General features: G+C 60.8%; 21 protein-coding genes and 1 tRNA gene. 10 read left to right on the forward strand and 12 right to left on the reverse strand.

Going from position 1 to position 21,649, the window contains the following annotated elements:
* The first annotated feature begins 81 nt into the window (after window positions 1-81).
* Complete coding sequence (locus AB6803_RS29390; protein WP_371112189.1) at window positions 82-558, forward strand: hypothetical protein; 477 nt, start codon at window positions 82-84, stop codon at window positions 556-558.
* A gap of 96 nt (window positions 559-654) precedes the next feature.
* Here AB6803_RS29390 and AB6803_RS29395 read toward each other — a convergent pair whose 3' ends face one another.
* Window positions 655-1,446 carry a YdcF family protein gene (locus AB6803_RS29395; RefSeq protein WP_371112190.1) on the reverse strand — a complete coding sequence of 264 codons (792 nt, stop codon included), beginning with the start codon at window positions 1,444-1,446 and terminating at the stop codon, window positions 655-657.
* Between the two features lie 95 nt (window positions 1,447-1,541).
* A complete protein-coding gene (locus AB6803_RS29400; protein ID WP_371112191.1) occupies window positions 1,542-2,264 on the reverse strand; it encodes a YoaK family protein in 723 nt (240 codons plus the stop codon).
* Window positions 2,265-2,902: 638 nt separating this feature from the next.
* Here AB6803_RS29400 and AB6803_RS29405 point away from each other — a divergent pair.
* Entirely contained in the window at window positions 2,903-4,111 is a 1,209-nt protein-coding gene (locus AB6803_RS29405; protein ID WP_371112192.1) for a hypothetical protein, read from the forward strand.
* Between the two features lie 87 nt (window positions 4,112-4,198).
* Here the strand turns inward: AB6803_RS29405 and AB6803_RS29410 are convergent, their stop codons facing one another.
* The 3 genes from AB6803_RS29410 to AB6803_RS29420 all read right to left on the reverse strand — a co-directional run bounded on the left by AB6803_RS29410 (window position 4,199) and on the right by AB6803_RS29420 (window position 5,261).
* Complete coding sequence (locus tag AB6803_RS29410; protein WP_371112193.1) at window positions 4,199-4,438, reverse strand: GIY-YIG nuclease family protein; 240 nt, start codon at window positions 4,436-4,438, stop codon at window positions 4,199-4,201.
* 214 nt (window positions 4,439-4,652) lie between these two features.
* Window positions 4,653-4,728: transfer RNA gene (locus tag AB6803_RS29415), tRNA-Ala, on the reverse strand.
* Window positions 4,729-4,880: 152 nt separating this feature from the next.
* Window positions 4,881-5,261: a TIGR02300 family protein gene (locus AB6803_RS29420; RefSeq protein WP_007690334.1), complete on the reverse strand. Its 381-nt coding sequence runs from the start codon at window positions 5,259-5,261 to the stop codon at window positions 4,881-4,883.
* Between the two features lie 272 nt (window positions 5,262-5,533).
* Here AB6803_RS29420 and aroA point away from each other — a divergent pair, with 272 nt between their 5' ends.
* The 3 genes from aroA (at window position 5,534) to rpsA (ending at window position 9,426) form a co-directional block, all read left to right on the forward strand.
* Complete coding sequence (aroA, locus tag AB6803_RS29425; RefSeq protein ID WP_371112194.1) at window positions 5,534-6,901, forward strand: 3-phosphoshikimate 1-carboxyvinyltransferase; 1,368 nt, start codon at window positions 5,534-5,536, stop codon at window positions 6,899-6,901.
* Window positions 6,898-7,542 (forward strand): (d)CMP kinase, encoded by a 645-nt coding sequence (gene cmk, locus AB6803_RS29430; RefSeq protein ID WP_371112195.1) that lies wholly within the window; start codon window positions 6,898-6,900, stop codon window positions 7,540-7,542. The genes aroA and cmk overlap by 4 nt, the downstream gene beginning before the upstream one ends.
* A gap of 180 nt (window positions 7,543-7,722) precedes the next feature.
* A complete protein-coding gene (rpsA, locus tag AB6803_RS29435; RefSeq protein ID WP_007690343.1) occupies window positions 7,723-9,426 on the forward strand; it encodes a 30S ribosomal protein S1 in 1,704 nt (567 codons plus the stop codon).
* An 83-nt stretch (window positions 9,427-9,509) separates the two neighbouring features.
* Here the strand turns inward: rpsA and AB6803_RS29440 are convergent, their stop codons facing one another.
* From AB6803_RS29440 to AB6803_RS29450, 3 genes are all read right to left on the reverse strand, one after another.
* Window positions 9,510-11,285 carry a hypothetical protein gene (locus AB6803_RS29440; protein WP_371112196.1) on the reverse strand — a complete coding sequence of 592 codons (1,776 nt, stop codon included), beginning with the start codon at window positions 11,283-11,285 and terminating at the stop codon, window positions 9,510-9,512.
* A 237-nt stretch (window positions 11,286-11,522) separates the two neighbouring features.
* Window positions 11,523-12,149 carry a ribonuclease D gene (locus tag AB6803_RS29445; protein ID WP_371112197.1) on the reverse strand — a complete coding sequence of 209 codons (627 nt, stop codon included), beginning with the start codon at window positions 12,147-12,149 and terminating at the stop codon, window positions 11,523-11,525.
* An 86-nt stretch (window positions 12,150-12,235) separates the two neighbouring features.
* Complete coding sequence (locus AB6803_RS29450; RefSeq protein WP_371112198.1) at window positions 12,236-13,054, reverse strand: MerR family transcriptional regulator; 819 nt, start codon at window positions 13,052-13,054, stop codon at window positions 12,236-12,238.
* Window positions 13,055-13,248: 194 nt separating this feature from the next.
* On the opposite strand from AB6803_RS29450, the gene AB6803_RS29455 reads away from it, so the two are divergent.
* Both AB6803_RS29455 and AB6803_RS29460 read left to right on the forward strand, forming a co-directional pair.
* Window positions 13,249-14,520 carry a 4-aminobutyrate--2-oxoglutarate transaminase gene (locus tag AB6803_RS29455; protein WP_371112199.1) on the forward strand — a complete coding sequence of 424 codons (1,272 nt, stop codon included), beginning with the start codon at window positions 13,249-13,251 and terminating at the stop codon, window positions 14,518-14,520.
* Window positions 14,521-14,595: 75 nt separating this feature from the next.
* Window positions 14,596-16,077, forward strand: a complete 1,482-nt coding sequence (locus AB6803_RS29460; protein WP_371112200.1) for an NAD-dependent succinate-semialdehyde dehydrogenase — start codon at window positions 14,596-14,598, stop codon at window positions 16,075-16,077.
* Between the two features lie 13 nt (window positions 16,078-16,090).
* Here the strand turns inward: AB6803_RS29460 and AB6803_RS29465 are convergent, their stop codons facing one another.
* Together AB6803_RS29465 and AB6803_RS29470 are read right to left on the reverse strand one after the other, a co-directional pair.
* Window positions 16,091-16,864, reverse strand: coding sequence for a metallophosphoesterase family protein (locus AB6803_RS29465; protein WP_371112201.1), 774 nt, complete (start codon window positions 16,862-16,864; stop codon window positions 16,091-16,093).
* 137 nt (window positions 16,865-17,001) lie between these two features.
* Entirely contained in the window at window positions 17,002-17,199 is a 198-nt protein-coding gene (locus tag AB6803_RS29470) for a hypothetical protein (RefSeq protein ID WP_371112202.1), read from the reverse strand.
* Here AB6803_RS29470 and copC point away from each other — a divergent pair.
* Window positions 17,119-17,487, forward strand: a complete 369-nt coding sequence (gene copC, locus AB6803_RS29475) for a copper homeostasis periplasmic binding protein CopC (RefSeq protein ID WP_371112214.1) — start codon at window positions 17,119-17,121, stop codon at window positions 17,485-17,487. The two genes, AB6803_RS29470 and copC, sit on opposite strands and share 81 nt — an antisense overlap.
* The gene (gene copD, locus AB6803_RS29480; protein ID WP_371112203.1) at window positions 17,484-18,371 is read left to right on the forward strand and encodes a copper homeostasis membrane protein CopD; all 888 of its coding nucleotides are present in this window, start codon (window positions 17,484-17,486) and stop codon (window positions 18,369-18,371) included. The genes copC and copD overlap by 4 nt, the downstream gene beginning before the upstream one ends.
* A 3-nt stretch (window positions 18,372-18,374) precedes the next feature.
* Here the strand turns inward: copD and AB6803_RS29485 are convergent, their stop codons facing one another.
* Both AB6803_RS29485 and AB6803_RS29490 read right to left on the reverse strand, forming a co-directional pair.
* A complete protein-coding gene (locus tag AB6803_RS29485; RefSeq protein ID WP_371112204.1) occupies window positions 18,375-19,145 on the reverse strand; it encodes a TIM barrel protein in 771 nt (256 codons plus the stop codon).
* Window positions 19,146-19,317: 172 nt separating this feature from the next.
* Window positions 19,318-20,262 (reverse strand): helix-turn-helix domain-containing protein, encoded by a 945-nt coding sequence (locus AB6803_RS29490; protein ID WP_371112215.1) that lies wholly within the window; start codon window positions 20,260-20,262, stop codon window positions 19,318-19,320.
* 86 nt (window positions 20,263-20,348) lie between these two features.
* Between AB6803_RS29490 and AB6803_RS29495 the strand changes: the two genes are divergently transcribed.
* Window positions 20,349-21,623 carry a sugar ABC transporter substrate-binding protein gene (locus AB6803_RS29495; protein ID WP_371112205.1) on the forward strand — a complete coding sequence of 425 codons (1,275 nt, stop codon included), beginning with the start codon at window positions 20,349-20,351 and terminating at the stop codon, window positions 21,621-21,623.
* Window positions 21,624-21,649 lie beyond the last annotated feature (26 nt).

Here is a 21,649-nt window from a genome sequence, read left to right on the forward strand (position 1 = left end):
ACGCAAGCAGGCAGGTGTAAAGATGCCGAAGCGGACGCGACAACCCCAGCGGCCGTGCCGTGCTTTGGAGAGGAAACCCCGTTGAAATCCCTGCTGATCGTGATCCTCAATCTCGTCGCACTCGTCATCCTGCCCGTCGCGGCGCAAGCGCAGCAATCGCTGCTGCAGGATCCGGTGGCCTATGAGAAGGATCACTTCACCAAGCGCTGCGAGGGCCAGGCAAGCTTCGGCGACGGCTTTGCCACCGAGCGGGATTTCAACAACGACAAGCTGATGGACATCGTCGTCAACGAAGGCGAGATCACATGCAAGGGCGAAAAAGGTCCCGACTGCACCGACGAGGGCTGCCCCTATAATTTCTACGTCCATGTCGTCGAGGGCGGCTATATCCTCGTCGCCACGGCGCGAATCTATGGCTACGATTTCATCCAGCGCTTCGGCAACATGGTGCTGGTCATGAAGATGCATCCGCGCTTCTGCGACCGCACCGACGGTGACCCTTGCGAGATCACCGTCCGCGTTCGCGGCGTCAAATTCGTAACCGTCGCGAAAAAATAATGCTACGGCAGGCGTGCGTAGCTACGGCAAAATACGTAGCTACGGCTTACCGCTTAGTTGTGGCGTGGACACGTAGTTACGGTCCGGCGCACATGGTTATGGCGCGGGATAAAGTGCCGAGGTGCGGCCGACGGCGTAATAGCCGACAAGGCCGATCCACTCGCGCACGCCGGTTGCCAGCAATTGCGCATTCAGCGACGGCTGGGTGAAATCGAAGCCAAGCGTCTCCTTGCCGGTGCTGCGGTAATCCACCGGCCAGGGCACGACATCGATGCCCTGCTTGCGGAAAATGCCCATCGAGCGCGGCATGTGGAAGCCGGAGGTGATCAGCAGGCAGCCGGACAGACCGTTCTGCGCCAGCAACTCCTTGGTATTGACGGCATTCTCGAAGGTGGTGCGCGAGGTCTTGTCCTCGACCAGGCGGTCTTTGGCAATGCCGAGGGCCGTGAAGAAGCGTTCGGAGATGACGGCATCGCCCTCGTAATCACCGCCGATCGAGCCATCGCCACCGGAGACGACGATGCGCGCCTGCGGATATTTCTGCGCCAGCCGCAGGGTCTCGATCAGGCGGTCGCCAGCCGAATCGAGCTCATAGCCGCCGCGCACCGTCGTCACCTGGTTCTGCGTGGCACCACCGAGAACGATCATGCATTTCAAATCCGCCGGATCGGCCGCGACATGCGGAAAGCGCTCCTCCAGACCCTGGACGACATAGGCGCCGGCCGTCGTATAAAGTGCCACAAACAGGATCACCGTCGACAGCAGCGATGAGGTGAGGACGAGCCCGCGACGGCGGAGAAGCGCACCGAGGAAGGCCAGTAGGCCGAAGAAAAAAGCCAGGGACAGCGGCTGACCGAAAATCCAGACAAGTTTGGAAAAAACGAACAAAATGTATCCTCGCGCTTGTCGAGCCGAAGCTCCAATGGGCATTGGCGGAAAACGATTCGTCTTTTCCTAGCAGATTTTTGTGCACTGCAATGTGGCTATTTCGATCTCTTCACCATCGACGCCGTCACCATCAGGCGCTGATTGAAGCGGCGCTGCAGCGGTCGCGGGATGAAAAGGGTCGCGAACGCGAGAGCAAGCGCGACCATCGACACCAGCCAGAGCGCATGCGAGCCGAAGGCGCCGGCCAGGAGAGCGCCGAGGATGGCGCCGATAATCATGCCGCTCCAGGGCACGATCTGCACCGTCCAGGCAAAATCACGGTCGCCGAGGATAAAGCGGCCGATCCCGCGCCCGAAGCGCGATAGCGCGCCGGTGACATAGGTGAGCCCGATCGGCAGGCCCTCGATATGCTCGACGGTGGCGTTGACCATGCCCATGGCCAGCACAACCAGATAGAACTGCACGAGGATCAGCGACGGCACCTCGAAACCGGCTGCCAGCGCAAGCAGGATGCTGACGCAGGCCAGCACGACAAAGGCCCGCCGGTCGGCGGCATGGGCAACGACGATCCCCAGCGCGTTGCCGGCGATAAAGGTGACGATCGCCGCAAACAGCACTGCGGCATGGCCAAAATCCCCCGTCCCAAGCGCAATCGCCGCCCGCGTCGTATTGCCGGTCATGAAGGACACGAAATTCCCGGTCAGCATCAACCCCACCGCATCGGTCATCCCGGCGATAAAGGAAATCGAGGCAACAAGCAGAAACCCCGTCACCGTACGACGGGTCTTGATGAGGCGACGGCGACGCTGTCTGGTCATGGCCGAATCGGGTGAGTTGGTGGTGAGGGGCAGGCTAGCATGAAGTGGGTGGGATGCGGAGGACTACGACGGGTCTTTCCGAAGAGCCATCCGGTACATTCTTAAAGGCCGATAAGGCCGATGCCCTAATTTCCACTTGCCGCCTGATAGCCAGCGCATATCGAGTACCAACATGCATTCTTGTCGGTGCTCTCCTGCCAGCCGGGTAAGCACAGGACGACACGATGGAATTTATCGTTGCAAAGCCCGTGGAGGGCTAGCAGTCTTGGGTCCTGGTAGAAGAACGGTTGGATGGTCTTGGCCTTGGTCCATCGCGGGACGGCATTCCAATCGGAGGATCCGCCTGTCTCATTTAGCATGCCGACCGCGCAGGACTTCCAATTTGTGAGCACAATGGTCTGATCGCAGGCCAGCACAGGGGCGGCGAAAAGCAGACTCACCGAAATGAACGCGACCAGACCCCTCATCGATAGAATGCTCCTCACTATGCCGCCTGAATGCATTACCATGGCTGCAATCTGAATCTCTTTCAATCGTCCTAATGCTCTCTTTGCGAGAGCCTTGAAGGCACCACCTCTTGCTATGCGCTAGAAGTTAAATCACTATGCTCCGCAGGTTCGTATTTTGTGGAGCGTGCAATGTTCTGCGTGGGGCGGTCAAGACGTGCAATTGCGTTCTGCCTCTTTGCAGGGGTCGCTATAGGCTGGAGCAACGCGGCACGCGCCTCGCTCACCTATCAGGTTGGCCATGGAAACGACGATACAGGCTTTGTCGTGGTTAGTGGTGCGTTCGAAGCGGACGATGATCTGTCAAAGTTTATCAGCGCGGTGCAGGGCGGAAACGTGAAGGCCGTCTTCTTCAATTCACCGGGCGGGAATATAGCGAAGGCGATTGAGCTTGGGCGGCTCATCCGACAGCTGCATTTGGCGACGATACAGATAAAGACCGCAGAATGCGCATCTGCTTGCTCGCTAGCCTTTATGGGAGGCACCCCTCGCTTTGCTGATCCAGGTTCAATCGGCGTCCACAAATCGTCCTTTGCAGACACCTCGGGAATGAACGTTGCGGACGCAGTGTCAGCCATCCAGCAGCTGACAGCAGAGGTGATTGCCTACATGACTGAGATGGGAGTCGATCCAGCCTTGCTGCAGCTCTCCCTCAAGTACGACAGTGACGATATAAGATACCTTTCCGGCAGCGAGATGGAGCAATACCACCTTGCTCTGAATGGCTCGAAACCTGCCAATGAAGCGGCTCTATCAGGAAGCCTCACGCCAACCACTCCGCCAAGCGTTTCCCCTCCAGTAACCCTGACGCCTTCATCTACGGTCGCCAGTCTGCCGCCATCTGAGCCCCTGCCGTCGTTTGCTATCCCAGACGCCCGGACTGGACGCATTCAGCACTATGACGGCAAAGCGCCGTTAAAGGCCGCAGCAACGAGCAAATCCGTGACTGTCGGAATGTTCCTGAACGGCAGCCCGGTGGCCATCCTTGATGATACCGGCAAGTGGTATCACGTCAGGGTCGGCACGCGGGTGGGCTATTTGTTTCACTCTTGGGTCTGGGTCTCCCAGTTCGGCGCCGCGCCGTACGGCAGGCAATTCGTTCAGGTCAAAAGCTTCGACAACTACGCCGACACCGAGCAATATATTCGGAGTTCGCCGCTACCGGTTATGGCCTACCTCGCAAGCAACGGATGGTTCGCCATAACGCTTGACCGAACGTTCGACCCAGATGGGGCAGAGAAGATGGTGGGTAATCTGAAGGCCAGCGGGTCAATTCCCGATGATTCTATTGCCACATGGGGGAATGCCTTTGTGAGGAAGGTCTGCTGCCAGACCCACTAGACTTGGGCGGCATCACGGTGAAACTTTTGGCGACTGAGTGATTGGGACGCGTGTACGGGTGAGGGTGGCTAATGGAGTACGAGGAGGCTACAGCCTCTTCTTCGCGAAGGCTCGTCCTGAACCGGATTTCAGATATTTCTCGAATGCGAAGGCCTGCGTCTCATCGGAAAAAGCGATATAGGTCTTGAGCGACCATGGGGCATATTTTGAGGTATGCGGGACCTCCTTGGCATTATGCTTTACCAAGCGGGCTTTTAGGTCGCCCGTCACGCCGATGTAGTGATGGTCAGGGAACTCTGTGCTCGTGAGGATGTAGACATACTTCATGCAAAGGCATGATAGTGCGTCCGAGCAAGTACGCAACCATGGCGATATAGCCGTAATAACAACCTTCAAAAGGATGAGATAAGAGTTCGCGTCGAGTGGAGAAAAGCCCGCTTACGTTGCTGCGCAACTTCAGCGCGGCAGCCTTCGCTACCTTCTCGCCTTCATCTCATCAAACCCTCCGGGCTTGCCGAGCCGAAGCTCGCAGAGCGAAGGCTGGTGGAGCTAAGCGGGATCGAACCGCTGACCTCTTGCATGCCATGCAAGCGCTCTCCCAGCTGAGCTATAGCCCCATCAAGATGGTGCCGGTTGAACCGGCCCTGGGTCCCTTCGAAGCGTTTCGCCCGTCGGGGTGGCGGCTTATTACTTCTGGTTTTTACAGATAGCAAGCCGAAATTTTCGGCCCGGAGAACTTTTCTCGTTTACCGGGCCGACTGTCCGCAAATCAAACGTCGTCGTCGTCGCCGGTCACGCCGATGATGTCGCTCATATCGTCGTCATCTTCGTCTTCGTCGGCTTCGAGGAAGGTGTCGTCGTCATCGTCGCCGATTTCGACATCGTCATCGCCGATATCCGGGATCTCGTCGCCGGCAACCGCCTCATCGGCGTCCTCCAGCGAGACCAGCTCGACTTCGGTGTTTTCGGTATCGACTTCAGCCACTTCCTCTTCTTCCGGAACTTCCTTGGCAGCGGAGGTTTCCTCGAAGTAGGACAGGGGCCAGGACTTGCCGGTATAGGGCGAGACGACCGGGTCCCGGTTCAGGTCATAGAATTTCTTGCCGTTGTCCGGATCGGTACGTTTTGTTCCAAGTTCCGCTTTCGCCACTGTCAAAGCCTCATGAATGGCCGAATCAATATTCGGCAAGCCGGGAAAGCCGGCCTTTTAAGGGAAATTATCAGCCGGTCCCCTTAATCGTTACCGCAGGCCCTGTCAAAGCCAAACTTTATATACGACGCGAAGGGTTTTCCCCGCATACCGGGATGACCCGGCAACATCTCTGTGATATCGAGCCCGCGTGAACCGCAGGGCAGCTGGCGCAACCGGACCGAAGTCAGCGATAATGCGGCGTAAATAACGGCATTGCAAAGGAATTGCCCATGCCGCACGACACTCATTCGCGGCCCGCGACAGCGCGCCGCTCGACCAATCTTTCCGGCACCATCCGCGTTCCCGGCGACAAATCCATTTCGCACCGCGCCTTCATGTTCGGGGGCCTTGCCTCCGGCGAGACCCGCATCAGCGGCCTGCTCGAGGGCGAGGATGTGCTCAACACCGGCAAGGCCATGCAGGCCATGGGCGCCAAAATCGAGAAAATCGACGGCGAATGGATCATCGAGGGCGTCGGCAACGGCGCGTTGCTCGCCCCTGAGGCTCCCCTCGACTTCGGCAATGCCGGCACAGGCAGCCGCCTGACCATGGGCCTTGTCGGCGTCTATCATTTCGAATCCACCTTCATCGGCGATGCCTCGCTCTCCAAACGGCCGATGGGCCGCATCCTCGATCCGCTCCGGCAGATGGGTGTGCAGGTCAAATCCAGTGAAGGCGACCGGCTGCCGGTGACGCTACATGGACCCGAGACCGCCAACCCGATCACCTACCGCGTGCCGATGGCCTCCGCGCAGGTGAAATCCGCCGTGCTGCTCGCCGGCCTCAATGCGCCCGGGATCACCACCGTCATCGAGCCGGTCATGACCCGCGACCATACGGAAAAGATGCTGGCCGGCTTCGGCGCCGCACTTTCGGTCGAGACCGGTCGCGACGGCGTTCGCATCATCCGCCTTCAGGGCCAGGGCAAGCTTTCCGGCCAGACCATCGACGTTCCGGGCGATCCCTCCTCGACCGCCTTTCCGCTGGTCGCGGCACTGATCGTCCCCGGCTCCGACATCACCATCCGCAACGTGCTGATGAACCCGACCCGCACCGGCCTGATCCTGACATTGCAGGAGATGGGCGCCGATATCGAGGTTATCGACCAGCGCCTTGCCGGCGGCGAGGATGTGGCGGATCTGCGCGTGCGGTCCTCGGCGCTCAAGGGCGTGACGGTGCCGGCCGAGCGGGCGCCATCGATGATCGACGAGTATCCGGTCCTCGCCGTTGCCGCCGCCTTTGCCGAGGGCACGACGGTCATGCTGGGCCTGGAGGAACTGCGGGTGAAGGAATCCGATCGTCTCTCGGCGGTTGCCGAGGGACTGACGCTCAACGGCGCCGATTGCACGGAAGGCGAGGCTTCGCTAACTGTGCGGGGCCGGCCGGATGGAAAAGGTCTCGGCAATGCCGGCAACGATGCGGTCAAGACCCATCTCGACCATCGCATTGCGATGAGTTTCCTGGTGATGGGGCTTGCCTCGGAACATCCGGTCAGGGTCGACGACAGCGCGATGATCTCCACCAGCTTTCCGGAGTTTTTTGACCTGATGGCGAAACTTGGCGCCGATTTGGACGTGGAAGGAAGCATATCTCCGTGACGACACCGTTTACGATCGCCATCGACGGACCTGCAGCGGCCGGCAAGGGAACCTTGTCGCGCCGGATCGCCGATCAATATGGTTTCCACCATCTCGACACCGGCCTGATCTATCGGGCGACCGCCAAGGCCCTGCTCGATGCCGGCCTGCCGCTTAATGACGAGGCCATGGCGGAGGCGATGGCGCGCAAGGTCGATCTTGGCGGGCTCGACCGTGCCGTGCTGTCGAAACACGAGATCGGCGAGGCGGCGTCGAAGGTCGCCGTCATGCCGGCGGTGCGCCGGGTGCTGGTCGAGGCACAGCGCGCCTTTTCGCGCAAGGAGCCGGGCACGGTTCTCGACGGGCGCGACATCGGCACCGTCATCCGCCCGGATGCGCCGGTGAAGATCTATGTCACGGCCTCGGCCGAGGTTCGCGCAAAGCGGCGTTACGACGAAATCGCCGATGCCGGCGGCAGCGCCGACTATCAGGCGATTTTCGAGGACGTGAAACGTCGCGACGAGCGCGATATGGGCCGGGCCGACAGCCCTTTGCGGCCAGCGGAAGACGCGCACTTGCTTGATACCTCGGAAATGAGTATAGAAGCGGCGTTTCAGGCGGCAAAGTCGATCATCGACGCCGCCCTGAGCCGAAATGCCTAACATGCGAGCGGCTTTCGCGTGCCTTGCGCACGAAGCCGCCGATTTTAAGAAGCCTGACATTCCGTCCAAGCGCCGGATAGCTTTCCCAAGGGGAAGGCGGACTGGATGCAGGCCTGTTCAACACAAACCACCGGCGCATCAGTGTCCAAAATGCATAATAAGGACACGCCAGGAGATTTTATGTCTGTAGCTACCCCCTCTCGCGAAGATTTCGCAGCTCTTCTCGAAGAGTCCTTTGCCAAGAACGATCTGGCCGAAGGCTATGTCACCAAGGGCATCGTCACCGGCATCGAGAAGGACGTCGCAGTTGTCGACGTCGGCCTCAAGGTCGAAGGCCGCATCGCACTGAAGGAATTCGGTGCACGCGCCAAGGACGGCACGCTCAAGGTTGGCGATGAAGTCGAAGTTTACGTCGAGCGTATCGAAAACGCGCTGGGCGAAGCCGTTCTGTCGCGCGAAAAGGCTCGCCGCGAAGAAAGCTGGATCAAGCTCGAAGCCAAGTTCGAAGCTGGCGAACGCGTTGAAGGCGTCATCTTCAACCAGGTCAAGGGCGGCTTCACCGTCGATCTCGACGGCGCTATCGCCTTCCTGCCGCGCTCCCAGGTCGACATTCGTCCGATCCGCGACGTGACCCCGCTGATGCACAATCCGCAGCCCTTCGAAATCCTCAAGATGGACAAGCGCCGCGGCAACATCGTCGTGTCCCGCCGCACGGTTCTGGAAGAATCCCGTGCCGAGCAGCGTTCTGAAATCGTTCAGAACCTCGAAGAAGGCCAGGTTGTTGACGGCGTCGTCAAGAACATCACCGATTACGGTGCGTTCGTTGACCTCGGCGGCATCGACGGCCTGCTGCACGTCACCGACATGGCATGGCGCCGTGTGAACCATCCGTCGGAAATCCTGTCCATCGGCCAGCAGGTCAAGGTACAGATCATCCGCATCAACCAGGAAACCCATCGTATCTCGCTCGGCATGAAGCAGCTCGAGAGCGATCCGTGGGATGGCATCCAGGCCAAGTATCCGGAAGGCAAGAAGATTTCCGGTACCGTTACGAACATCACCGACTACGGTGCGTTCGTCGAGCTGGAGCCGGGCATCGAAGGCCTGATCCACATCTCGGAAATGTCCTGGACCAAGAAGAACGTACACCCCGGCAAGATCCTGTCCACGAGCCAGGAAGTCGAAGTGGTCGTTCTCGAAGTCGATCCGACCAAGCGCCGTATCTCGCTTGGCCTGAAGCAGACGCTCGAAAATCCGTGGGCTGCATTCGCCCGCAACCATCCGGCCGGCACTGAAGTCGAAGGCGAAGTCAAGAACAAGACCGAATTCGGCCTGTTCATCGGCCTCGACGGCGACGTTGACGGCATGGTGCACCTCTCCGACCTCGACTGGAACCGTCCGGGCGAACAGGTCATCGAGGAGTTCAACAAGGGTGATGTCGTCAAGGCCGTCGTTCTCGACGTCGATGTCGACAAGGAACGCATCTCGCTCGGCATCAAGCAGCTCGGCAAGGATGCAGTCGGCGAAGCCGCTGCTTCTGGCGACCTGCGCAAGAATGCAGTCGTTTCCTGCGAAGTTATCGCAGTCAACGACGGCGGCATCGAAGTGAAGCTCGTCAGCCACGACGACATCACCTCGTTCATCCGCCGCGCCGATCTGTCGCGTGACCGTGACGAACAGCGTCCGGAGCGTTTCTCGGTCGGTCAGGTTGTCGACGCTCGCGTCACCAACTTCTCCAAGAAGGACCGCAAGATCATGCTGTCCATCAAGGCTCTGGAAATCGCAGAAGAGAAGGAAGCAGTCGCTCAGTTCGGTTCGTCCGACTCCGGCGCTTCGCTCGGCGACATCCTGGGCGCGGCTCTGAAGAACCGCGGCGCCGAATAATCCTCGGCAAGCCTGATAGAGATAGAAAACCCGCCGGAGCGATCCGGCGGGTTTTTGTTTGAGCTTCTTGTGGCCCGGCTATTTCATTCCCAGCCGACCATGCGCCGATAGAAATCGAAGGCGTGATCGGACAAGGGATCGACCGGCGCAGGTGCCGGCAGCGCCGCCGTTTTTGGCGCAACAGGCACAGTCGAGGCAGAAGCGACCTCAGCGTCGGCGTCTCCAGCGACTGGATCGGCGGCAGCGGCCGCCGGTTGATCCGTCTCCTCAGGCGAGGATTCGTCTTCGCTGTCATCGCGCGCCGTCTCTCCGCCCTGGCCCTGCTCGCGCTCTTCATCGACCAGATCGACACGATCGACGCGTTTCGGATCATCCTCAGCGGGAACAGCGGCCGGAAGATAGTGCGCGATCGCAAAGGGAATGCCGAGCAGCGGAGCGATCGTCGTTCCCGTCTGTGCCACGGCCTCCGACATGTCCATGATCGTCATCACCGGCGCGTTGCCCTGCGGTTTGCCAGGGAGGGCGGCGGCGAGCGGAGCATTCTGCACCTCCTCGGAGGAAGCCGGGATCTGGCCCGCCAACGCAGCGGCGATGTTCCTGACGCTCTCGTCACGAACCGTTTGCGGTAATGGTTGCAGATCCGGCCGATCAGGGGCATTGCCGACAAGCGCTTGCGCGATCACCCGTTCAGCCAGGGGGGCCTCAGTTCGAATGACTTGTGGAAGCTCTGAATCGGTGATGTCCATGGGCGGGCTGATAACGACCTGCAGCCCTTGCTTGATATCCGCCCGCAGCTGCTGGATGTCGCGCGGCACCGGCGGCGGCGCGAGGGGGGATCTGATCAACGCAATTTCCGTCGGAAGCTTCGCTTCATTTGGCAATGCCGGCGGCAGCGAGGTGGCCGGCGGCAATTTGTCTTCGACGCTGACGGCAACCTGCGGAGGGATGCTCTTTTCAACAATAACGGGCACGTTCGCGGCCTGCGGCGCCGGACTAACAGGTTGATTTGGAGCGGTTTGCGGTATCACGACAGCCTCGAGGTCAGGCATGGCCTCCGGAACCAAGACCACTGCAGGACTGACAATAGCCTGGATGATCGTCGCCGCTGTCTGTTGCGAAACTTGCACAGCAGGCATTGAGGGAACGGTCGTTACCGGCGCGGGGAATGGCGCTGCCATCTTCTCCGGCGAGGCCGTTGGAGCGGCCGCAGCCGTATTAGCGGGAGTAAGCGCTGCCGTCTTCTCGGGTAGGGCTGATGGGGCAGCGGTTGCCGTATTGGCTGCCGGCTCAGAGGTCTTCGGCACCGCCTGTGCCGGGACTTGCGGCGCCTGCTGCCGCCCGACCACATCCGGTTCCCCGGCATTCTGGCCATAGGAATTGACAACCGCCCTGATGACCGCATCGGGCTCCTGAGTCAGGGATGCGTCCAGGCTAACGGCGATCTGCACGGCTTGCGGGCTATCCGGATTGTCGAAGGCTTCAGCGAGCAGAGGTAGGGGAGCCGGCGTTTTCACCTGCATATTCAACTGCTGTTGCGCGGTGGCGACCTGTTGGGGTGGCAGGCTGCGGATTGCATCGGCCAGCCGCTGCGCGAAGGCGGCGTTGCTCTCATCCGGTTCGCGTGGAAGGTTCAGCGCCACGCTGGCAGCGTCGATCGCCGACAACAGGCTTTCGAACATCCGCTCGCGTGCCGCAGCCAGCAACATGTTCAGCTTGCCGCCGGCGCTGGCGTTTACAGCGCTCGACAGGACAGCAAGCGGCGTCGCCGCGGCCTGGACGCTGGATGTTTCAGCGGAGGCAACCACCGGCTTCTCAATGGACGCACCTACAACGGAGACTGCGGCAACGGGAGACAACATGACATGCTCCTCTGTCTGGCAAGACGATGTTGGAAGCGGGAGGCAGGTTCAATCAAGGCCGCTCATGCGGCCGGTCGCTATTCGATCGCCGGAAAACGGCAAGGCAACGCAAGAAGGCACCGATCGAATGCATGCAATCAGAGGCAGAATAGCAGTGCGTTTCTTAACAGATCACTAAAGAAAAGCCGGTGCCGCCTCCGCTGCACCGGCTTTTCCAATCATTTCTGACGCAACTGATCAGCTATGCGCGAAAATATCGGCCTCTTCCCAGCCGAGTAGATCGAGCTTGGCGCGGGTCGGCAGGAAGGTAAAGCAGGCTTCCGCATGTTCCATGCGGCCATCGCGCACAAGGCGTGCCGTCAGCTTGTCGCGCAGCGCATGCAGGTAGAGCACGTCGGAGGCGGCATATTCGAGCTGCGCCGGCGACAGCTTCTCCGCCGCCCAGTCGGAGGACTGCTGCGCCTTGGAAATATCGACCTCGAGCAGTTCCTTGAGATTGTCCTTCAGGCCGTGACGGTCGGTATAGGTGCGGCAGAGGCGCGAGGCGATCTTGGTGCAGAAGACCGGCGTCGTGGTGACGCCGAAGGTATGGAACAGTACGGCGATATCGAAGCGGCCGTAGTGGAAGATTTTCTGGCGGGTCGTATCGGCGAGCATGGCGACGAGATTGGGCGCCTGCTTCTGGCCCGAGGCGATGCGGATGATATCAGCGGTGCCGTCGCCCGGCGAAAGTTGCACAACACAGAGCCGGTCGCGGCGGGGGATGAGACCGAGGGTTTCGGTGTCGATGGCTATGGCGCCGGTATAGCGGGCGGCATCGGCGGCGGAAATATCGCCTTCGTGATAGCGGATGGTGGCGGCCATGAAACTCTCCGGGCTTACTATCGTCTGAAACTTGTTATCGTCCTGTTTTATAGAACAGGCAGGGATATAGCGATACCGCGCGAGGCCTAGAATGTCGGCGGCGTATTGATCCAGAGCAATATGGTCTCGCCGTCGTGGCGGTTGCGCCAGGAATGGTCGCGGCGGCTTTCGAAGTAGAGCGAATCGCCCGGCATCAGATCGAAGAACTGGTCGTTGTCGAGCACCAGCTCCAGCCGGCCGGCGAGAATATGGATGAACTCCTCACCGTCATGTCGATAGGCGCCTTCGCTGGTGGCGCCAGGCGCCAGGACAAAACGATGACAATCCATCATCGTCCGCCCTTCGGCGAGAAGCTGGACGGTCACGCCCGGCGTCGTCTCCGGCCAGGCACGCCATTCGCCCGACCGGATCAGCGCCGACACGTCCTCGCGCTCCTCGCCCGACAGCCGCGAGACCGTCGTGCCATAATAATCAGCGAGATCGTGCAGGGTCTTGAAGCTCACGCCCTGCGAAGTCCGCTCCAGCGTCGACAGGGTCGAGGATGTAACGCCCATATCGGCGGCGACCTGATCCAGCGTCTTGCCGGCCGCATGACGGAGCGCCCGCAGCTTGCGGCCAATGCCGGAGGACGCCGCCTGCTCGCCATTCTCCGTACCCGGCAAGGTCGCGTCTTCCGTCTCCAGGGCTTCGCGGATCGCGGCGGGATTGAGCCCGCGCTCGGCGCGAAACCAGGAAATCCGCTTCAGCCGCGCCACGTCCTCGGCGCTATATTGACGGTGTCCGGTGTCGGAGCGACTGGGAACGACCAGACCCTGGCTTTCCCAAAGCCTGAGCGTCGAAGCCGACACGCCCGCCAGACGCGCCGCCTCCGCCACCTTGTAGCGCACGGGCTCGATGCTGTTCATTTGCCAATGATTCCTGATCTTAGTCTTTTGATTTGCTTAGCATGGATGGCCGGCTTGCGTGAGCCTCGACCGGTTTCTTGTCACCCCTACAAAATGCCGCTTGATATCTTGCAGGAAAAATGTAGGAATTTTTCTAAAGAACTTGCAGAAGTTCTGCAAGATAATTCGAACTTTCTTATCCCTGGAGAACAGCGATGACCCTGACCGACCGGAAGAACGCCGCCATTTCCCGCGGCGTCGGCATGACCACGCAGATCTATGCCGACCGGGCTGAAAACTCGGAGATATGGGACAAGGAAGGGCGCCGTTACATCGATTTCGCTGCCGGCATTGCCGTGGTCAATACCGGCCATCGCCATCCCCGCGTTATCGCCGCCGTCAAGGAACAGCTTGATCGCTTCACCCACACCTGCCACCAGGTCGTGCCATATGAAAACTATGTCCATTTGGCCGAGCGCCTCAACGCTCTGACGCCGGGCGATTTCGCCAAGAAGACCATCTTCGTCACCACCGGCGCCGAGGCCGTCGAGAATGCCATCAAGATCGCCCGCGCCGCCACCGGCCGTTCGGCCGTCATCGCCTTTGGCGGCGGCTTCCATGGCCGCACCTTCATGGGCATGGCGCTGACCGGCAAGGTCGTGCCTTACAAGGTCGGTTTCGGCTCGATGCCGGGCGATGTCTTCCATGCGCCCTTCCCCGTGCCGCTGCATGGCGTCACCGTCGAGCAATCGCTGGCCGCGCTGAAGAAACTGTTTGCCGCAGATGTCGACCCGCAGCGCGTTGCCGCCATCATCATCGAGCCGGTGCAGGGTGAAGGTGGCTTCTATCCCGCACCCGCCGCCTTCATGAAGGCACTGCGGGAACTTTGCGACCAGCACGGCATTCTGCTCATTGCCGATGAAGTTCAGACCGGCTTTGCCCGCACCGGCAAAATGTTCGCCATGGACCATCATGATGTCGCGCCCGATCTCATGACGATGGCCAAGAGCCTCGCCGGCGGCTTCCCGCTCGCCGCCGTCACCGGCCGGGCCGAGATCATGGATGCGCCGGGACCGGGGGGCCTCGGCGGCACCTATGGCGGCAATCCGATCGGTATCGCCGCCGCCCACGCCGTGCTCGACGTCATCGTCGACGAGGACCTCTGCAACCGTGCCAACCAGCTCGGCTCGCGGCTGAAGCAACGGCTGGAATCGCTGCGCGGCAAGGTGCCGGAGATCGTCGACATTCGCGGTCCCGGCTTCATGAACGCCGTCGAGTTCAACGATGCGACGACGAAGCTGCCGAGCGCCGACTTCGCCAACAGGGTGCGGCTGATCGCCCTCGACAAGGGCCTGATCCTGCTGACCTGCGGCGTCCATGGCAATGTCATCCGCTTCCTCTCGCCGATCACCATCCAGGACGGCGTGTTCAGCGAAGCGCTCGACATTCTGGAAGCATCGATGCTGGAAGCAAGCGCCGGCAAATAACGGCGCTTGCCTCAAAACCCATTCTCAGAACGCCCGGCGCAATGGCCAGGCAATATCCTCTCCGGAGTGCATATCATGACCTTCACGACCGCAATGACCAAGCATGTTCCCTTCTCCTCGCCCTTCCTGCGCGATGCCGGCTATATCAACGGCGTCTGGACGGCAGGCGGCGCGACGAAGACCTTCGATGTCATCAATCCGGCAACCGGCGAAGTGCTGGCGAGCCTGCCCGACATGGGCGCTGCCGAGACCACGGCGGCGATCGACGCGGCCTATGCCGCTCAAGCCGCCTGGGCCGCACGCCCGGCCAAGGAACGCAGCGCCATCCTGCGCAAGTGGTTCGACCTGATGGTCGCCAATGCCGACGAACTGGGCGCCATCCTGACGGCCGAAATGGGCAAGCCCTTGCCCGAGGCCAGGGGCGAGATCCTTTATGCCGCTTCCTATGTTGAATGGTACGCGGAAGAGGCCAAGCGCATCTATGGCGAAACCATTCCGGCCCCGTCCAACGACAAGCGCATGCTCGTCATCCGGCAGCCAGTTGGCGTCGTCGGCACGATCACGCCCTGGAACTTCCCGGCGGCAATGATCGCCCGCAAGGTTGCGCCGGCGCTCGCCGTCGGCTGCACTGTGGTCTCCAAGCCCGCCGAGCAGACACCGCTCTCGGCAATCGCGCTGGCGGTGCTCGCCGAACAGGCCGGCATTCCCGCCGGCGTGTTCAACGTCATCGTCGGCGTCGACGGCCCGGCGATTGGCCGCGAGCTCTGTGGCAATGCCAAGGTGCGCAAGATCAGCTTCACCGGCTCGACGGAAGTCGGCCGTATCCTGATGCGCCAGTGCTCCGACCAGATCAAGAAGGTCAGCCTGGAGCTTGGCGGCAATGCACCCTTCATCGTCTTCGACGATGCCGATCTCGACGCCGCCGTCGAAGGGGCGATCGCCTCCAAGTATCGAAATGCCGGCCAGACCTGCGTCTGCGCCAACCGCATCTATGTGCAATCCAATGTCTATGATGCCTTTGCGGCCAAGCTCGCCGCCAAGGTGGCCGAGCTTTCGGTCGGCGACGGCTTCAAGCCCGGCGTCACCATCGGTCCGCTGATCGACGAGCAGGGCATTGCCAAGGTCGAGGATCACGTCCGCGATGCCGTGTCGAAGGGCGCAAAGGTGCTCACCGGCGGCAAGCGCATCGAGGGTGCCGGCACCTTCTTCACGCCGACCATTTTGACCGGCATCGACCGGACAATGAAGGTCGCCCGCGAGGAGACCTTCGGCCCGGTGGCGCCGCTCTTCCGCTTCGAGACGGTCGAGGACGTGATCGCACAGGCGAACGACACCGAATTCGGCCTCGCCGCCTATTTCTTCGCCGGCGACCTCAAGAAGGTCTGGCGGGTTGCCGAGGCGCTGGAATACGGCATGGTCGGCATCAACACCGGCCTGATGTCGGCGGAAACCGCGCCCTTCGGTGGCATCAAGCAATCCGGCCTCGGCCGCGAGGGCTCGCGCCATGGCGCCGACGACTATCTCGAAATGAAGTATCTCTGCATCGGCAATCTTTAATAAAGCCGGCTAACTATGTCGTCGTGATGAGGACGCGGCCCTGCCACAGCCGGGCCGCCGTCAGCTTTCCGGAATAGAAGGCGCCGGTGTCGATATTGAGCCGCAGCCCGTCCGCATCAGCGTCCTTCACCGGCGTGTGGCCGTGAATGATCAGTTTCGGCAGCGGCTGCGCGCTGTCGTAAAAGCGCGAGCGGATGTAGACGAGATCGTCATCCGCCTGCTCCGTGATCGGCCGGTCCGGATCGATGCCGGCATGGACGAACAGCACCTCCGGCGTGTCGAGCAGGATCGGCAAGCCACGGAGGAAATTGATATGGTCGTCGGGCAGCCAGGTCCGGATGAAGGTATCGAGCTTCTTCTGCTGGGGATATTGCTGACGCAAGGCTTGGATATCCGCACCATAGGATTTCAGCGTCGCGTCGCCGCCGAGCGCCACCCAATCGTCCAGGGATATGTCTCCATCGATATATTCCAGCATCGCCATTTCGTGATTGCCGGTGAGGCAAATCCGGTCGAAACCGTTCGGCGGCGGCGCCATCAGCCGGCTGACGACCTGTGCCGAGGCCGGACCCCGATCGATATAATCGCCGAGCATGATGATCAGCTTGCGGCCGGGCAGCGTGGCGGCATCGGTGAAAATCTTTCGCTCCAGCGCGCTCAGGAGATCGTAGCGTCCATGCACATCGCCGATCACATAGGTGGGCACGTTGAGAAGATCGAGCCGCTCACGACGTCGCTGTTGGCCGAAGCCACGCGTCACTTTTTCGCGTATCGTATTTGCCACCATGAAACTCTCTCATCGAAGTGTCAGCATCCCGAGCGCTCCAACCCACATCTGCAAGAATGATCGAAAAACGACGATTCTTTGCCGAGCCATGGGTATGTATGAACGCTACTGTCGGCCCTCTACCTCGCTGCAAGCCGTCAAGAAAACGTTACCTTGCCGCAAAGCGTCCCAAATGTGATCTTTTCGCATAGCAAAAGTTGACATGAGGTATCCACAATCCTATCGCGCTCGATAACGCAGCAGGAGGACTTTTCATAGCCACGACCATCACCAGGCTCGGCCTTGCCGCCGTTCTCGCCCTCGGCCTTGCCGGGCAAGCCCTTGCGCATGCGCATCTGAAATCGGCCGCGCCCGCCGACAAAAGCACGGTCACAGGTTCGCCCAGCGAGCTGAACCTGAGCTTCACGGAGAGCCTGAACCTCAAATTCTCCGCTGTCAAAGTCACCGGCCCGGACAAGACCGTCGTCAAGCTCGGTAATCCAAGGTTGACGCGGAACGACACCGGTCTGACGGTTCCCGTTTCAGCACCCCTCGGCGCGGGCACTTACACCGTCGAATGGCATGTCCTTTCCACCGATGGCCATAAGACCAATGGCAGCTATACTTTCACCGTGAAGCCTTGATCGATCCGGATACAGCGCTCGCGGCCGGCCGCTTCGTTCACGATGCATCGCTGATGCTTCTGTGGGGCGGGACGGCCTATCTCTGCTTCATGGTGCCGAACGCCCTGGCTGACAGGATCTGGCGCATGTTCGCCGGCGCATCCGTCCTCGCCGCTTTGGTGGCGATCCTTGCCACCCTCTTTTCGCTGCCGCTGGCAGCCGCCGACATCGGCAACGGCTGGAGCGATGCCATCGATGCCGGCACGCTCCACGCAGTCTTGTTTGAGACGACGGTGGGGCAAGCCTGGCTCGCGCAGGCCATCGCAGCACTCCTTCTCCTTCTCGCCTTGCCGCTGCCGGGACATTGGCGTCATCGGGGTATCGCGCTCGGCTCCGGCCTCGGCCTTGCAGCACTGATGCTGACCGGGCATGCCTCGATGCATCAGGGATGGTTGAGGATGGCGCATCGCGCCAACGATATCCTGCACGTTCTGGCCGGCGGCGGCTGGCTGGGGGCGCTGGTGCCGCTGGTGCCTATTCTCCGGCTTCTGAGCCAGCAGGAATACCGGGCTGAGGCACTGCTGGCCCTGCGGCGCTTCTCCACCGCCGGTCACATCGCCGTGGCGCTGGTGATCGTCTCCGGCATCGTCAATACGATGCTGGTCCTGAAGCACCTACCGACCGACTGGTCATCGCCCTATCAGGCGCTGCTTGGCCTCAAGATCGCGCTTGTCGCCAGCATGAGCCTGCTGGCGATCGTCAATCGCTATGTCCTCGTACCGCGTATCAGGCACGATCAGGCGCGGACGCTGAATGCCATCCGCCTCGGCAGCATCGCCGAGATCGTCCTCGGTATCGGCGTCATCGCACTGGTCGCCGTCTTCGGCATGCTCGAACCGGTCTGATCGTCAGGCCGACAGCAGCTTCACCACCGCCTGGACAGTTCCAGGATCTTCACTCTTCGGCCTGTATTCCAGACCCACCCTGCCCTCGTAACCATGGGCGAACAGCCAGTTCAGCCGGCTGACGAGATCAATCTCACCCGTGCCCGGATCGTTGCGGCCGGGGCGATCGGCGACGTGAACATGAACGATGCGATCGATGCGTCCCTTGACGACCTCCTCTGTGCGCTCACCCATCACCGCGGAATGGTAGATATCATAGACGATACCGATTTCCGGCCGGCCGACTTCGTCGACAATATCGAGGCCTTCCACCGTCGAGGACAGATAGTAGCCGGCATGATCGACCAGCGTGTTCAGCGGCTCAAGGCCGAGGCGCACGCCCGAGCCTTTCAGGATATCGGCGCCGGCATGCAGGGCGGAGATCAAAGCAGCGCGCTGCTCTGCGCGAGAAAATTCGGGCAGATCGTCTCCCGCCTGCGCGATCAAAACCGGAGCGCCGAGGCGTTGCGCAACGCAGATGGATGCCCGCAACCCTTCGAGCCACGCCTCCTTGTTAGCCGGATTCGTCAATGCAATCATCGGCTCGGCGACAATTCCGGCAACGGTGACACCCGTTTCCGCCACCGCCGATGCGATGGCATCCACATCCTTGTTCGTCCAGCGCCAGAACTCGACGGCGCCGAGGCCAGCTGCGTGCGCCACCCGGATACGATCGGCAAAATCATCGCCCTCGCGAGCAAACAGCCATTCGATGCACGCCGAAAATTGCCGCATAAAAATCTCCCCTCCGAAATAGGCCCGCAGCATAAATCCTTAAATCGATTCCGATTTAAGGGCAAATTTATGCAGCAATCTTAAAGTGTTACAGCGTCCTTTGCGGGTCAGTTTGACGCGCGGCGCTGTAGAGGAGTGCGACAGATCGAGAGCGGCGGCAAGGGGTTTGCGGCTAGAATTGCGGCGCGGGTCGCCGCATCGGGGGACGACCGGCCTCGACATTCATCGCGGTCAGGACCCGCATGTCACGGCGGAAATCGGAGGGCGTCATGCCGGCGATATGGCGGAAGGACTTGTTGAAGGCGCTGATCGAGCCGAAGCCGCTGTCCATCGCCACCTGCAGCACATTGGCGCCATCGCGCATCAGCATCGCCTGGGCGCGCGACAGCCGCAGCAGGTTGACATATTTGCTGAGCGTCATGCCGGTGCACCTCTTGAAGAGGTTCATGGCATATTTCGGATGCAGGTCCGCCGCCTTGGCGATATCGACCGTATCGATGTCGTGCAGGAAATTGCCGGCGATGAAATCGCACATCCGCGCAAGGGCGCGCGACGATTGCGGATGAACCTGCTCGTTCAGCGGATGCTCCCGTTTTTCCGGCAGCATGTGATAGGGCTCGAAGGCGATCCGCTCGAGCCGCAGCAGCAGTTCGGCAACGGCATGTTCGGCCTTGGCCGGGTGACCGGAGCGGAAATAACTATACCAGCGCGCAAAATTCTCGTTATCGGCGGCGTCCGTGGCCGAGGTCACCAGGGTCTGGCCCCGCATCAGCCGGCCGGAAATATCGAGCGGCAGGCGCATGCGGAAAAAGTGCACCAGCGGCAGATGCGCGCCGGCATAGATCGAATCCTCCGACGAATCATCCATCTGATGCGGCTGCCCGCCCCAGAACAGACAGATATCCCCGGCCCGCAGCTGAATTTCATGGTCGTTCATGCGGTAGTGAACGGTGCCGCGTATGATATAGTTCACCTCGACCTGCGCATGCCAATGCGGCTTCGCCATCAGGGGAGGATGGGTATGAAACATCTGCAGGGTCGTCGGTAGCCCCTCGATGCTGCTCGCACCCGGCTGATAGACCGCCCGATCACCCACCTTACTTTTCGCCAAGTCGATGTTCCCTTTTTAGGAGACAGAAGCGTACCGACAGATAGTTTAAGCGCGTTCGTTAGAGGACGGCAATTGAAAAGGGAGGATTTTCAATGCGTTTAAAACTTCTTGGCGCGACCACGCTCGCCGCCATGCTTGCTTCCGGCTCCGCATTCGCCGAGCAAACCACCATTACTGTCTGGAGCTGGAACGTCGCCGCATCGGCGCTGAAATCCACGCTTGAGGGCTTCAACAAAAAATATCCCGATATCAAGGTCGATGTTCAGGACATCGGAAACCCTCAGGTCTTCGACAAGATGCTGCCCGCCTGCGCCGCCGGCGGCGAGGGTCTGCCCGACATCATGTCGATCGAGAACCACAAGGCCTCGATCTTCTGGAACCGTTTCCCGGACTGCCTGACCGATCTGACAAAACTCGGCTACACGGACGAACTCAAGAAGCAGTTCCCAGACTTCAAGCGCGCCGAACTCGAAGTCGGCGATGCTGCCTATGCCATGCCTTGGGATTCCGGCCCGGTCGCCATGTTCTACCGTCGCGATCTCTACGAAAAGGCCGGCGTCGATCCGGCAACGATCAAGACCTGGGACGATTTCATTGCCGCCGGCAAGAAGATCTCCGCCGCCAATCCGGGTGTGATCATGGCGCAGGCCGATCTCAACGGCGACAGCGAATGGTTCCGCATGCTCGCCAACGAGCAGGGCTGCGGCTATTTCTCAAATGACAGCCAAAACATTGTCGTCAACCAGCCCGGCTGCATCAAAGCCCTGGACAAGGTAAAGGAGATCAAGGACGCGGGTCTGCTGAGCGCGGCGAATTGGAACGAGAAAATCCAGTCGAATAATGCCGGCAAGGTCGCATCGCAGCTCTATGGCGGTTGGTATGAAGGCACCATCCGCTCGACCTCGCCGGATCTCGCCGGAAAATGGGGCGTCTATCCGATGCCGAGCATGACAGCCGATGGCCCGCACGCGGCCAATCTCGGCGGCTCATCGCTGGCCATCGCCAGCAGCTCGAAGAACAAGGAAGCCGCCTGGAAATTCCTTGAGTATACGCTTGGCACCAATGAAGGCCAGGTCACAATGCTGAAATCCTTCGGTCTCGTGCCGTCGCTGCTGACGGCGGTCAAGGACCCCTTCGTCAACGAGCCGCTGCCCTATTGGGGCGGTCAGAAGGTCTGGGCCGACATCCTCGCGACCCTGCCGAAGATCCGCCCGAGCCCCGGCACGCAGTACTTCAGCGATGCTGACGAAATCATCAAGGCCGTACAGACGAAGTATCTCGCCGGCGGCTATCCGGACGGCAAGGCAGCACTTGACGATGCAGCCCAGCAGATCGCCTCGGCGACCGGACTGCCGATCGCAAAATGAGTGACATAGCCGGGGGCGCCTCCCAA

Source organism: Rhizobium sp. RCC_161_2, assembly GCF_041355235.1.
Lineage (GTDB): Bacteria > Pseudomonadota > Alphaproteobacteria > Rhizobiales > Rhizobiaceae > Rhizobium.